This window comes from Tenacibaculum sp. HL-MS23 (assembly GCF_032463465.1).
GTDB lineage: Bacteria > Bacteroidota > Bacteroidia > Flavobacteriales > Flavobacteriaceae > Polaribacter > Polaribacter bernardetii.
On sequence record NZ_CP135989.1, the window covers coordinates 1,424,786 to 1,437,600 of the forward strand.

11 protein-coding genes and 2 tRNA genes are annotated in these 12,815 nt (G+C 31.4%); 4 read left to right on the forward strand and 9 right to left on the reverse strand.

Going from position 1 to position 12,815, the window contains the following annotated elements:
- Positions 1-41 precede the first annotated feature (41 nt).
- Positions 42-1,274, reverse strand: a complete 1,233-nt coding sequence (locus RRF68_RS06595) for a glycosyltransferase (protein WP_315943860.1) — start codon at positions 1,272-1,274, stop codon at positions 42-44.
- Between the two features lie 175 nt (positions 1,275-1,449).
- On the opposite strand from RRF68_RS06595, the gene lpdA reads away from it, so the two are divergent.
- Positions 1,450-2,850 (forward strand): dihydrolipoyl dehydrogenase, encoded by a 1,401-nt coding sequence (gene lpdA, locus RRF68_RS06600; RefSeq protein ID WP_315943861.1) that lies wholly within the window; start codon positions 1,450-1,452, stop codon positions 2,848-2,850.
- A 352-nt stretch (positions 2,851-3,202) separates the two neighbouring features.
- Here the strand turns inward: lpdA and RRF68_RS06605 are convergent, their stop codons facing one another.
- From RRF68_RS06605 to RRF68_RS06635, 7 genes are all read right to left on the reverse strand, one after another.
- Positions 3,203-5,323 (reverse strand): peptidylprolyl isomerase, encoded by a 2,121-nt coding sequence (locus tag RRF68_RS06605; RefSeq protein ID WP_315943862.1) that lies wholly within the window; start codon positions 5,321-5,323, stop codon positions 3,203-3,205.
- A 110-nt stretch (positions 5,324-5,433) separates the two neighbouring features.
- Positions 5,434-6,726 carry a hemolysin family protein gene (locus RRF68_RS06610; RefSeq protein ID WP_315943863.1) on the reverse strand — a complete coding sequence of 431 codons (1,293 nt, stop codon included), beginning with the start codon at positions 6,724-6,726 and terminating at the stop codon, positions 5,434-5,436.
- A complete protein-coding gene (locus tag RRF68_RS06615) occupies positions 6,726-6,923 on the reverse strand; it encodes a hypothetical protein (RefSeq protein WP_218771348.1) in 198 nt (65 codons plus the stop codon). The genes RRF68_RS06610 and RRF68_RS06615 overlap by 1 nt, the downstream gene beginning before the upstream one ends.
- A 5-nt stretch (positions 6,924-6,928) precedes the next feature.
- A complete protein-coding gene (gene lptC / locus RRF68_RS06620; RefSeq protein ID WP_315943864.1) occupies positions 6,929-7,495 on the reverse strand; it encodes an LPS export ABC transporter periplasmic protein LptC in 567 nt (188 codons plus the stop codon).
- A 9-nt stretch (positions 7,496-7,504) separates the two neighbouring features.
- The gene (locus RRF68_RS06625; RefSeq protein WP_275316890.1) at positions 7,505-8,815 is read right to left on the reverse strand and encodes a hypothetical protein; all 1,311 of its coding nucleotides are present in this window, start codon (positions 8,813-8,815) and stop codon (positions 7,505-7,507) included.
- A gap of 19 nt (positions 8,816-8,834) precedes the next feature.
- A complete protein-coding gene (locus RRF68_RS06630) occupies positions 8,835-10,091 on the reverse strand; it encodes a hypothetical protein (protein ID WP_315943865.1) in 1,257 nt (418 codons plus the stop codon).
- The gene (locus tag RRF68_RS06635; protein ID WP_315943866.1) at positions 10,084-10,815 is read right to left on the reverse strand and encodes a type III pantothenate kinase; all 732 of its coding nucleotides are present in this window, start codon (positions 10,813-10,815) and stop codon (positions 10,084-10,086) included. Before RRF68_RS06635 ends, RRF68_RS06630 begins: the two co-directional genes overlap by 8 nt.
- Before the next feature lie 110 nt (positions 10,816-10,925).
- On the opposite strand from RRF68_RS06635, the gene RRF68_RS06640 reads away from it, so the two are divergent.
- Together RRF68_RS06640 and RRF68_RS06645 are read left to right on the forward strand one after the other, a co-directional pair.
- A tRNA-Phe gene (locus RRF68_RS06640) sits at positions 10,926-10,998 on the forward strand.
- Positions 10,999-11,056: 58 nt separating this feature from the next.
- Positions 11,057-11,129, forward strand: a tRNA-Phe gene (locus tag RRF68_RS06645).
- A gap of 82 nt (positions 11,130-11,211) precedes the next feature.
- Here RRF68_RS06645 and RRF68_RS06650 read toward each other — a convergent pair.
- On the reverse strand, positions 11,212-12,189 hold the full coding sequence (locus RRF68_RS06650) for an endonuclease/exonuclease/phosphatase family protein (RefSeq protein WP_218771353.1): 978 nt from the start codon (positions 12,187-12,189) through the stop codon (positions 11,212-11,214).
- 100 nt (positions 12,190-12,289) lie between these two features.
- Between RRF68_RS06650 and RRF68_RS06655 the strand changes: the two genes are divergently transcribed.
- Positions 12,290-12,757, forward strand: a complete 468-nt coding sequence (locus tag RRF68_RS06655; protein WP_315943867.1) for a hypothetical protein — start codon at positions 12,290-12,292, stop codon at positions 12,755-12,757.
- The last annotated feature ends 58 nt before the right edge of the window (positions 12,758-12,815 follow it).

Here is a 12,815-nt window from a genome sequence, read left to right on the forward strand (position 1 = left end):
TAAAAGTTCTGGACTGCGCTCGAACTGACACTAATTTATAATTACTTGTTCTTCACTTCAATCCACTTGCTCATGTATTTTGTAGCTTGTAAGGTTTGATGTTGTAACAAACTTCCAAGAAAATTTTGAGTACGATGTGTATTTTTATTTTCTTGTATTTTTTTTATCAGATTAATGAAAAGTGGACTAATCTTTTCTTTATCATAAATGTTATTGATAATTTCAATACCTGTTCCTTGGTAATGCTTCCATGAGTTTTTATTCCGATACAACTCTGCTGCTAAAAAAGCAAATTCATCAAAGTCATCTTCTACAAAACCATTCCAAATTAAATCTTCACTCATTCCTTCTGCCCCAATCGTTGTGGTAACACTTGGCGTTCCACAAAGCATCGCTTCGGTAAGTTTTCCTTTTATCCCAGCACCAAAACGTATCGGAGCTAACACCACTTTTGCATTTTGCACTACCTGCATTGCATCATCTGCAAAGCCTTTTATAATGAAACCTTCTTTTTTATTATGCAACTGATTTATTTGTTGGGTTGCATACGCCCCGTAAATATGGATTTCTGCTTTTGGCAATTCTTTACGAATTAACTCCCAAATATAATTTTTAAGCTGTAAAACAGCATCTACATTTGGTGCATGAAAAAAATTCCCTATAAATACAAAATGTTCTCGTTCCTCAAAAGGCTTCCAACCATTAACAACTTTTTTATCAATCTTATCTAATAAAAAAGGTAAATGATACAATAGATTTTCATCAATTTTAAACACATCTTTTAAAAGCTTAATTTCATACGTAGAAATAATCAAACTTAAATCACATCGTAAAATAGAAGCGATTTCTCGTTTCGCATCCGTAGATTTTAATAAAGCATCCGTAGAAAAAATTTCTTCTTTTTTTAATTGTTGATGACGGGTTTTACGCAAAAAGTGTAAATCTTCTGTATCAAGAACCCTTAAAGCATCCGGACAGTTTTCTGCCACGCGCCACCCGAATTGTTCCTCCATCATAAAACGATCAAACAGCACGATAGACGGATTTAAATCAGATATAAAATCATCAAAAGAAGTATTATTCAATTCAATCGATCTTTCATCTACTCCCAATTCAGTTAAATGAATTGCTTTTTCACTTTTTTGTGCTGGCGAAGCAAATGTTATTTTATAATTATTCTTTAAAAACAATTCAATTAATTGCAACATTCTACTTCCTGCGGCAGAAGAATTTGGTTCTACCCAAACATACCCGATAATTAATAGTTGTTTCATAATGGTTTCAAAGTTAAAATAATTAATGATACTTATTGATAAAAAGTAATCGAAAACATACTTCAGCAAATCAACTTTTATGTGTAATTTTGCACTTATTATTCTGAAAAACAAAATATAAACTGATAAAACGTTAATTTTTATCAGATATACATAAACAATAAAAACACGACTTATGAAATACGATTTAATCGTTATTGGTTCTGGTCCAGGTGGATATATTGCTGCCATTAGAGCCGCTCAATTAGGATCTAAAGTAGCTATCATCGAAAAATATTCAACTTTAGGTGGTACCTGTTTAAACGTAGGATGTATTCCTTCTAAAGCTTTATTAGATTCTTCTCATCATTATTACGATGCTGTGCATCATTTTGAAGAGCACGGAATTACTGTTGAAAAGCCTTCTTTCGATTTCGGAAAAATGGTAGACCGTAAAGCTAATGTTGTAGAAACTACTACAGGCGGAATTAAATATTTAATGGACAAGAATGATATTACTGTTCATGAAGGTTTAGGTTCTTTTGAAGATGCAACACATGTAAAGGTTACTAAAAACGACGGAACTTCTGAAGTAATTGAAGGTACAAACATTATTATTGCTACAGGTTCTAAACCATCTACATTGCCTTTTATCACTTTAGATAAAGAGCGCGTTATAACATCAACTGAAGCTTTAAAACTTAAAGAAGTACCAAAACATTTATTAGTAATTGGTGGTGGAGTAATCGGTTTAGAGTTAGGTTCTGTTTACAAACGTTTAGGTGCTGATGTAACGGTAATTGAATATGCTCCGAAAATTACACCTACCATGGATGCTGATATTTCTAAAGAACTTCAAAAAGTTTTAAAGAAACAAGGTATGAAGTTTAACACAAGTCACGGTGTTACTTCTGTAGAAAGAAACGGAGACGAAGTTGTTGTAAAAGCAACCAATAAAAAAGGTGAAGAAGTTACTTTTAACGGAGACTATTGTTTAGTTGCTGTTGGACGTAAAGCCTTTACAAAAGGATTAGGATTAGAAAAAGCAGGCGTTAAGCTTACTGATAAAGGAATGGTAGATGTAAATGAACATTTACAAACTAGTGTTTCTAATATTTTTGCTATTGGTGATGTTGTTCGTGGAGCAATGTTAGCACACAAAGCTGAAGAAGAAGGTGTTGTTGTTGCTGAATTTTTAGCAGGACAAAAACCTCATATCGATTATAACTTAATTCCTGGTATTGTGTATACATGGCCAGAAGTTGCCGCTGTTGGTAAAACAGAACAAGAGTTAAAAGATGCTGGTATTGCTTACAAAGCGGGTAAATTTTCTATGCGTGCTTTAGGAAGATCTAGAGCAAGTGGAGATACTGACGGATTTGTTAAAGTATTGGCTGATAAAAATACGGATGAAGTATTAGGAGTTCATATGGTTGGTGCACGTGTTGCCGATTTAATTATGGAAGCTGCCGTAGCAATGGAATTTAGAGCTTCTGCTGAAGATTTAGCAAGAATATGTCATGGACATCCAACATATTCAGAAGCTGTTAAAGAAGCTGCAAAAGCTGCTTGGGACGGAAAACCTTTAAACGCTTAATACAAAGCTTTAAAATATATTTTAAAAAAAGCAATCTCGTTTGAGATTGCTTTTTTTTGGTTTATTATTATTATTATTATAATTGCCAATAAATAAATTGTTACAAACTATAAAAATTGAGTTATGAAAACTAAAAAAATAAATTATTGGTATGTTTTAATCGTTTTTATAGCCATTATGATAATAACTGGTTATGTTTTTGACCTTGGAGAAGCTTTGGGTAAAGCGATGGCTAATTAAGGCTTATTAGCTAAGAAGAGCTTCTGAAATAGATAAGTTATACCTTTATAATAAAGCACAAAAAAAATCCGAACTCAATGAGTTCGGATTTTTTTTATTTTAACTTTTCTGATTACTGAATTCCGTAAAAAGAACTCATGTTATCTTCAATGTTAGAAGCTTTTTTAATAGCTTCATACATTTGAAAAGATTTGTTTTTTCTTTCGTTTACTAAACGCTTTCTGTAAGAATCGTAGTTTGGTAAAGCTGTTGGTAATGTTTTTGATGTTACTTCAAAAGCAAATACTCCTTTATCTCCTGCTACGTTTTTAACTACAGTGTTTTCTTTAGCGTTTAACATTGCTCCTACTACTTTAGGCTCAAACCCTACACCCGAAATTGTTGGTGATTGTAAGTTTACATCTGCAGCATTTTTAACAGTTACATCTACCGATTTAGCTATTTCTGCTAACGTAGCTCCGCTAATTTTAGCTTCAATTAATTTTGCTTTTCTTTCGTTTGTTAAAATAGGACGAACTCTTGAAATCGCTTTTTCAACTGGCATTAAACCTTTTTCAGTCTTACCTGTTAAAACAGCTACTACATATCCTCCTTCAACATCAAAACGTTTAGAAGTTCCTTCGTTTACCTCTGTGTCAAAAGACCAAGTTATAATTTGTCTTTCATTACCAATTCCTGGTACAACTTCATCTAAAGGTTTTAAACCAACTGCTGGCTGAGAAACTAAATTCTTTTCTTTTATAACTTCATCAAAGTTTTTACCGTTTGATAAATCTAAAGAAAAAGTTTCAGCATTTTGAAAAACTGTATTTTCTGTAGCTTCTGATGCCTCAATCTTACGTCCAAAAGTTGCTAATTTTACAACTGTTTGAAAGTTCTTCTGACCATCAACTTTCATTACGTGAAAACCAAATTGAGATTTTACAACACCCATATCTCCTTTTTTCCCTTCAAAAGCAAAGTCTCTAAAAGCTGGTACCATTCTGTTGTAACCAAACCAATCATAGAAACCTTCTTTTTCAGCAGAACCTTTATCTGAAGAAAACTCTTTTGCTAAAGCTGCAAATTTAGATTTGTTAGCTTTTAAAACTGTTAATAAGCTATCTGCAGTATTCTTAGCTTCTTCTTCTGTTTGTGTTACTGTTGCATCTGCACTTGCAGAACCCACAAAAGGAATTAAGATATGACTTGCCTGAGCTGAATCTGGTAATTGAACTACTTTTGTAATTTTAGATAATTTAAAGTGGTTTGCGTCTTTATATGGTCCGAAAACATCGCCTTCTTTACCATTAAAAATTTGCTCAGCAATTACTTGTGGTACTTGAACCTTAAACTTGTAATTGTTGTCTAAAGCGATATCAGAATCATTTTCTGATAAAAACTCAGCATAATTACTAGTGTTCTTTAATCCTTTAACAGCTATGTTAGCACCAGTTACTGAATCTTCTATTAACATAGCTACTTCTGCTTTAACAGCTACTTCATCTTCAGCCGTAGGCTTAATATCAAACTTTACAAATTTAATATCTCTAGAGGCTGTTACTTGAAATTGATTTTCGTATTTACTAATATAATTTTTAATGTCGCTTTGTTTTAAAACAACTAAATCATCAGCAATTGTAGTATAAGGTACATAAACATATTTACCTGAAACCTTTGTGTTTTCTGTTAAATATTGTGCTTCACCTTCTTTTAAAGAAGCTCCTAAACCTGCAGATACTAAATTATCGTATGCTGCTTTTTCAAGTTCGTTCTTTAAAGAAAACATGTAGTTTTGCCAATTACTCCAATCAGCTCCGTTTTCTTCTTTAATAGTTGCTAAGAACTCTTTAAGTTTATTTTTATCTAAAAGACCTGCGCTTTGAAATCTTGGGTCGTTTTGAATAAACGGAGTTTCATACAATCTATTCATTATATCAGCATCACCAACAGTAATTCCTGCTTCTTCTAACTGAGTTTTGTATATTTTTTGTCTGATAATGTTATTCCAAACAGTTTTTGCTGCTTGCATTTCAGAAACGCTATTACCTGTTTGTGCTTTATAAGCATCTAAAGCTTCTGCAAATTCTTGGCGTGAAACAGCTTCACCGTTTACTTCACCTATTTCATTTACTTTACTTGCATTAAAAAAATCTGATATTGTAGAAGGGTCTAATACAAAAGCAAAAAGTGCTAAACCAATTACAAGAATTAAGAACATTGAACGTTCTCTAATTTTCGATAAAATTGCCATACGTTATTTATTTTATTTACAGTGAGCGAAAATACAATTTCATAGTAAACAAAGCAATGTTTTTTTAAGCTGTTTTTTTTTGATTGAGAATCTATGCAGAAAAGTACGTTTTAATCTTCTATATCGATGACTTTTAAGTACAAATCATCAATTTTAGTAGCGCTTACTTTTAGTATTTTAATATAGAATTTATCGATGTGTAAAACTTCGTCTTGTTCGGGTATCGTTTCTGTATGATCTATAATAAATCCGCCCAACGTTTCGTAGGCTTCTTCTTTAGGTATATTTAAATCGTATTCTTCATTTAAATAATCGACTTCTAATCGTGCTGAAAATTTAAATTCTTGATCGCTAATTTGTTCTTCTAGTAACTCTTGACTATCATGTTCGTCTTCAATCTCACCAAATAATTCTTCTACAACATCTTCTACAGTTATAATCCCTGATGTACCGCCATATTCATCTACAACAATTGCAATGCTTTTTCTTTTCTTTATCAAACTGTTTAAAACATCGTTAATAATCATCGATTCTGGCACAAATTCTACCGGTAATAAAATCGACTTGATAGAAACTGGATTTTTGAATAATTCGAAAGCACTTACATACCCCAAAATATCGTCAAAAGAATTTTTATAAACCAAAATCTTAGATAAACCTGTTGCGATAAACATCTCTTTTAAATTCTCGACAGATTCGTGTATATCAATTGCCATAATTTCTGTTCGAGGCACCATAATTTCTCTGGCTTTTACCTTGTGAAACCCTAATGCATTCTGGAAAATTTGGATTTCTAAATCGATTTTATCTTCGTCATTTCCTCCATCTAATTGTTCAGAAATATAATTCCCCAATTCCTCTTTACTAAATTCTTTTTTAGCTTCTGCTTCTCTTATTCTGAAAAAAATGAATAAGAAAAAATCTGAAATTTTGGTGATAATCCAAGTTATTCCGTAAAATAATAAATAAAAAATATATGCCGGCACTACGAAAAGCTTTAACATTTCGTTTGCATAAATTCTAAATATGGTTTTAGGTAAAAACTCTGCCGTTACTAAGATAATAAGTGTAGATACTATTGTTTGTGTTAAAAGGTTTAAATCATCTAACAAATAGTTTATAAATGTAAAATCTGTTGGCAATGCTGTTTGAAACCAATTCATTAACAATTGTCCCATAAAGTAACTATATATTACCAATGCTACATTATTACCAACCAACATTGTTGTTATAAACTTTGATGATTTTCGGGTAAGAATCGCTAATATTTTAGGTAAAAAACCTTCTCTCTTTTTTTCTAGCTCAATATGTAATTTATTGGCAGAAACAAAAGCTATTTCCATACCTGAAAAAAAGGCCGAAAATAGTATAGAGCTAAGAATTATAATGATTTCAAATTCCATTAACGTTGTTGATTTCTCTTTTCAACTTTTCTTCTAAAATGACGTTTAAAGAAGAAAATTAAAGTAATAAAGATACCAAATCCAAATCGAATAAGCGCATCTTGTTTGCTTGTGCTCCATTGAAAAACACCTTCGACAAAAAACAATGCCCCAATAACTAAGTAACCGTACTGTAAATACTTCCAAAATGTATTCATTGTATTTATTTTTGATTTGTTTGAATTTCTCCTGTAATGTCTTTAGCTATATATTTAGATAAATCTTCTTTCGACTCAAAACCAAAACCGTTAACAGTATCTCTTAATGTTGTTAACCTAAAGCCATCTTCAGTAAAAAAGTAATGTTCTTTTTGATCCCAAAATAACTGATTGGTTTCTAACTTTCTGTTTCCAGAATGGTTTAAGATTACCACATTTCCTTTAATTTCAGAAACACCTGTTTTACTATATGACAACGCATAATTGCCAGTGATTGTAGTAGAATCTTTTCCTGTTTTATCAATAGTAACAATTTTTATTCCCTTAGGGAACTCGCTATACGGATGCTCCTCTCTATTAGAAAAATCATAAAAAAGAGATGCTTTTGTTTTTGAAGTAATTTTACCTGAGTCTTTTTTAATGTGATAAATATTTATTGCCTTTCCTACAGGCATATTTTTATCAGCTAAAAAATCTCGTACTTCTTGTTTTGAATTTACACAAGAAAAAAGCATTGCCACCAAAAAAATGGCAGCAATGCTTTTATGTATATTTATAGAGTATAATTTCATCTAACTCTATTATGGTACACGAACTGTTTCACCAATCCAACAACCAATTTTATGGCTAGCTCCTGAAGCAATACCTTTTTGAAATATTAATTTCTTTGATGGTACATTTTTAGTATAACTAGAAATATATCTATTGGCTCCACAACCCGGATCTACTCTTTTTGCTTTTAATGCTTTATTTAAAGCAGCTACGTACACCATTCTCTTTTCAAACTCATCACTACCGCAAGAGTTTGCACTCTTTTGATATAAACTTGCAATAAATAAGTACGCCTTACCCATGTTTGGGTTATATCTTAATGCTTCGTAAGCTAAAGATCTTGCTCTACTTCCGCTAGCATTCTGCGCTTCTCTTAATTTATACTTTGCCTTTACAAAAGGATCTGTTTCTAAATCAAAAGCTTTCTTTTTCATTTCTACAGCACCACTTCTATCTCCATTTTTAGCCAAAACTCCAGCTAAGAAGTTGTAAGCATCAGAAGATTGTGTAGTTTCAGCATAAGCATTTGCTAACTTCTCAAATAAAGGATCTGTTTGACAACCTTTATTATACATTCTAGAAACTGCTCTTTTTAACCAAACACCATCTGTTTTTTTACCTTCGAAATCTCTAGTATAAATAGGAATTAATCGCTCGCAAGTAGCTATTTTAGAAATCATAGCATCTAAACCACCTTCAACCTGTCCTAAAGAACCAGAGTTAATAGTAAAAGCTCTCAAGTTTCTTTTTTCTCTTGCACTAATAGTTCCTAAAGAATCCTTTTCTTGTAATTTAGCTACCTTCTTGTTATAGTCTTCTAACTTCTCTTCTACAGATTCCATTACATCATCATAAGTATCAAATACTTTTTGAGGATTGGTATCTTTATTAATCTCTGCTATAGTTTCAAAATATCTAAATATATTTTTAACTCCCATATCCTTAGGAGAAAGTTCATATGCTTTTTTTAAGATTTCGAAAACCTCGTCATCTGTCGCTAATTTATTCTCAATTAAATAACTTGCATAATCACTATGTAATTTTGCGACTCCTTTTGTTGGGAAGTTTACTAATCGTGTTTCATAAACTTTCTTGGCCAATACAGGATCTTTTAATTTCTCTGCTACTCTCTCTCCGTACTTGTAAATATTAACTGATAGTTTTGGACAGTTTGTTAATAGATACTCTAAGTTTCCTTTAGCTTCAGCATACTTCCCTGTAGATGCATCTCCTTTAAAAAGGTTATACTTTATGTTACATTCTTGACTCGCTTGTGCCTTAACACCATTTACGGCTACGAACAAAAATAATCCTGTTAGTAAATACGTAATTTTTTTCATCTTGTATCAGTTTTTTTTATTAATCTATTTCTCTTTTCTGGAACCATTTAAGACTATTTAATGATAAACTTAATCTAACATTAAAATATTCTTCTTTTACCAAGCTACTACTTGATGATCCTTTTTGCCCATATTCAAATCCAATATTTACATTAGACAATTGTCTTGGCAATGGCAATCCTAATCCAATATTTATGCCAAAGTCTTTAATTGCTGTAAAATCATTTGTGGTCTTAACTAACAGACCTGTATCTTCGAATCGCAAACCAGCCCTATAAGTAACTCTATCCCAATAACTTGATATTGAATTCACCTTCGGAATATAATAACCTCCTATTGATAATTTATTTGAATCATCGTATTTATAACCCCCGCCATCTGAAATTAATGAACTATTACTACTTAAAGCACTTTGATATTGCTGATTAATACCTACATACCATTTGTTCTCTTTTCCTAAACCTACTCCGAAAACAGTTTTTACAGGAATGTTTATATCTCCACTTACCGTTCTATTAAAAAGCTCATCTCTTTGAATATCTTGTCCTGAAAAAGAATACATTCTTTCATTTCCGTTTGCAGATAAATCGCTATTTAAAGTTATTGAAGCTCCAGTAAAAAAGTTTAATTTATTTTTCAACTCTCTTTTGTATTGAGCACCTAATTTAAATTGCCCTCCTCTAATATTTACAGATTCTTCATTTTTTGTTCCTAAAGCAACATCAGCCCTTTGGTTTATGATGCTATTATCTAGATTACCAAAAATATATCCTGCTCCGACACCTACTGAAAGCCCCTTTAAAACATACATTCCAAAACTGGCATATATTTTATTTGTTCCTCCTTCTCCTCTAAACAAAGTTACCTCTTCATCGTTTTGGTTATTTAATAAAGAATAACCAACTGAAGAAAAAGGTTGTAACCCAACAGAAACCCCTGCTTTTTTACCTAACGGAAAACCTAAAGAGATATAACGTAAGTTTGTTGACTTACCAGATTGTGATGTATTTCCTTCTTTTATTGTTAGGAAACTCATATTTCCACCTATACCATATGTAGCCGCTCTTAAATCTGCATTTGAAGCCGGATTCGTGAAATTTAAGTGGTGAGTATCTTTTAAAGCAACTCCAATACCCCCCATAGATGCTTGCTCTACAGTAACTGCTTCAAAATTTTCTCCAATTCCAAAATAAGAATAAGGTGACGCACTGTTTCTTTGTGCTGATATTGTTACTGCGCTAAGCACAAGTATTCCTAATATAAATCTCTTAATCATTCGTTAAATTATATGTCAAAACGGTATGTAATCCTTCCAAAACAAAATTTGGATGGGCAAATATGCCACTTTTTAATTGTTTAGCCAAGAAATATGTGTCTCCTCCTGTTAAAACAATTGTTAAATCTCCATACTTTTTTTGATATTGATTAATAACGCCTTCAATTTCATTAATTACGCCGTTTACAACACCCGAATGTATTGATGTGTTTGTGTTTGTGCCTATAAAACTAGATACTTCACTTAAACCTAGCAATGGTAATTTAGCCGTATAATCATGTAATGCCTTATACCTCATTGTAATACCTAAAGAAATTGCACCTCCTAAATATTCGTTTTTATTATTGATAAAATCGAAAGTAATACAGGTTCCTGCATCAATAATTAAAACGTTTTTTTGCGGGTATTTTCCTGTAGCTGCTGCTGCAAGTGCTATTCTGTCAACTCCTAAAGTTTTTGGTGTTTCGTATTTATTTATAAAAGGAATTTTAATATCGGAATTTAAAAAAATCGGATTTAATAAATCAGTGATTTCTTTTAGTGTTTTTTCTGATATATTAGACACAGAAGACACAATAGAGCTTGAAATAGAAAAATTTTTAATAATTTTTTTCAATTCAAATACAATTTCTGTCTTACTAAAAACAAAAACTTCTTTGATTGTATTCAACTCAAAAACAGCTGCTTTAACTCTTGTATTACCAACATCGATAATTAAATTCATCTCTTTATTTCTTAGAATTCAAATTTACAATACATTTTTTTTAAAACAAATACTTTGTATAATTAAAAAACGGTTGTATATTTGCATCCGCTTAACGAAAGTAGCAAACTGGTGCCTTAGCTCAGTTGGTAGAGCAAAGGACTGAAAATCCTTGTGTCCCTGGTTCGATTCCTGGAGGCACCACTATAATTTTCTCAATCTAATTGTGAATTTTATTTTGTTACTTAAATAAGCATTCAACGGTGCCTTAGCTCAGTTGGTAGAGCAAAGGACTGAAAATCCTTGTGTCCCTGGTTCGATTCCTGGAGGCACCACCGAAAAAACCCGAACATTTGTTCGGGTTTTTTGTTTTTACAACATAAAAAACTCATTGTTTTAGCAATGAGTTTTTAAGTTTTATTTTAATCTGAATCTCATTTCTACGGGTAAATGATCTGAGGCTTGCTCAAAATCATTCAATACTTTTCCGCCTATATATTCAATAGAGTTTTCTGTATAAAAAATATAATCTATTCGCTCGAAAGGATTTTTACTATTAAATGTATTTGAAGGATCTACAGCGTTAAAAGCAGCGTTTCCTACTCCGTTCATTTTAAATATTTTTTGAACTGCTGAATTCTCATCTCTCGCGCTTGAATTAAAATCACCTAATAATATTGTTGGATATTTATCCTTATATTGACTAAACAGCTCCAAAATATACTCAAACTGACGAACCCTAGTATCTTTGTCAAAAGCCTCTAAATGGATATTTATTAACACCACTTCTTTCCCTTCTAAAATAACTTTTACAACTTGCGCCAACCTTTCTAGATACAAAGCATCTCTATAAAAAGGATTATCTGGTACACGTTCTAAAACAATGCGCTCGTACTCTTTTAATTTATATTTACTAATAATTGATTGACCCGAGATTACTTTTCCGAAGTGCATACTTGGTGGCCAATACGGAAAAGGCACATAGCGCTCATCCCAATTTACACCTCTTGCGGCATAATTATATCCTAAATTCATAAACGCTTCTTCCTGATCTACGTTATAAGATCTTGAAGCCTTATAATCAATTTCCTGAAAAGCAATAATATCCGGATTTACTTTTTTAAGTTCACTTTCTACCTTTTGCTGATTTTTATCAAACAACTCTTTTGGTTTTGCTACCGGTAAATTATTTGTCATTCCACTTAAATAACCAACATTATAAGTTACAATACTATATATTGAATCATTTTTTACAACTAGGGAGTTTTCTCTTTCTATTAATTTACTATACTCTTTTTCATCAATTGATGGTGATGATGCCCAGAAAAAAAAGAGTACAAAGCCTACAAACATTAATAAAAGCAGCTTCCACAAAAATCTGACTGTATTTTTCATAAAAATTAAAGAAATGTTAAAGTTACTTTCAAATTTAAACTTTTTTAAAGAAGCATAGTCATAGATGTATAAATAATTAAAAAACTTAAATTTTATAAATATGAAAAAATTAGTAACAGTATTGGTTTTAGCAATTGGGTTTACATTAACAACTCAAGCTCAAAAAGGAAAAAGAAATAACTTAGAAATGCTAACTGTAGAACAACAAACTGAGTTAGCTGTAAAAAAAATGACATTAAAGCTAGATTTAACAACTTCTCAGCAGCGAGATATCACTCCCTTATTAACTGATAAATTTATAAAACGTAAAGAAATGCATCAGAAAAGAAAGGCAATGAAGGAAAGTGGTGAAAAAAGAGCTAAACTATCTGCTGATGAACGTTTTAATAAGAAAAGCAATGCTTTAGATGCTCAAATTGCTTTTAAAGCCGAAATGAAACGTATTTTAAACAAACAACAATACGAACGTTTCGAAAAAATGAGCGCAAAGAAAAAGTATAAAGCTAAAAAGAAAATGAAACACAGAAAAGATGCAAAAAGAAAACATAGAGAACATCAAGAAAAATAGTATTGATTGATAGTAGGTTAGTTTTGATTAAAAGCTCAGTTTTGGAAACAAAACTGAG

Excerpts from the sequence above, each read along its gene's own strand:
- RRF68_RS06615 (WP_218771348.1), bottom strand. The coding sequence starts at position 6,923 with ATGAATACATTTTGGAAGTATTTACAGTACGGTTACTTAGTTATTGGG.
- RRF68_RS06605 (WP_315943862.1), bottom strand. The coding sequence starts at position 5,323 with ATGGCAATTTTATCGAAAATTAGAGAACGTTCAATGTTCTTAATTCTT.
- RRF68_RS06655 (WP_315943867.1), top strand. The coding sequence starts at position 12,290 with ATGAAAAAATTAGTAACAGTATTGGTTTTAGCAATTGGGTTTACATTA.
- RRF68_RS06630 (WP_315943865.1), bottom strand. The coding sequence starts at position 10,091 with ATGATTAAGAGATTTATATTAGGAATACTTGTGCTTAGCGCAGTAACA.
- RRF68_RS06635 (WP_315943866.1), bottom strand. The coding sequence starts at position 10,815 with ATGAATTTAATTATCGATGTTGGTAATACAAGAGTTAAAGCAGCTGTT.
- lpdA (WP_315943861.1), top strand. The coding sequence starts at position 1,450 with ATGAAATACGATTTAATCGTTATTGGTTCTGGTCCAGGTGGATATATT.
- RRF68_RS06610 (WP_315943863.1), bottom strand. The coding sequence starts at position 6,726 with ATGGAATTTGAAATCATTATAATTCTTAGCTCTATACTATTTTCGGCC.
- RRF68_RS06595 (WP_315943860.1), bottom strand. The coding sequence starts at position 1,274 with ATGAAACAACTATTAATTATCGGGTATGTTTGGGTAGAACCAAATTCT.
- lptC (WP_315943864.1), bottom strand. The coding sequence starts at position 7,495 with ATGAAATTATACTCTATAAATATACATAAAAGCATTGCTGCCATTTTT.
- RRF68_RS06650 (WP_218771353.1), bottom strand. The coding sequence starts at position 12,189 with ATGAAAAATACAGTCAGATTTTTGTGGAAGCTGCTTTTATTAATGTTT.
- RRF68_RS06625 (WP_275316890.1), bottom strand. The coding sequence starts at position 8,815 with ATGAAAAAAATTACGTATTTACTAACAGGATTATTTTTGTTCGTAGCC.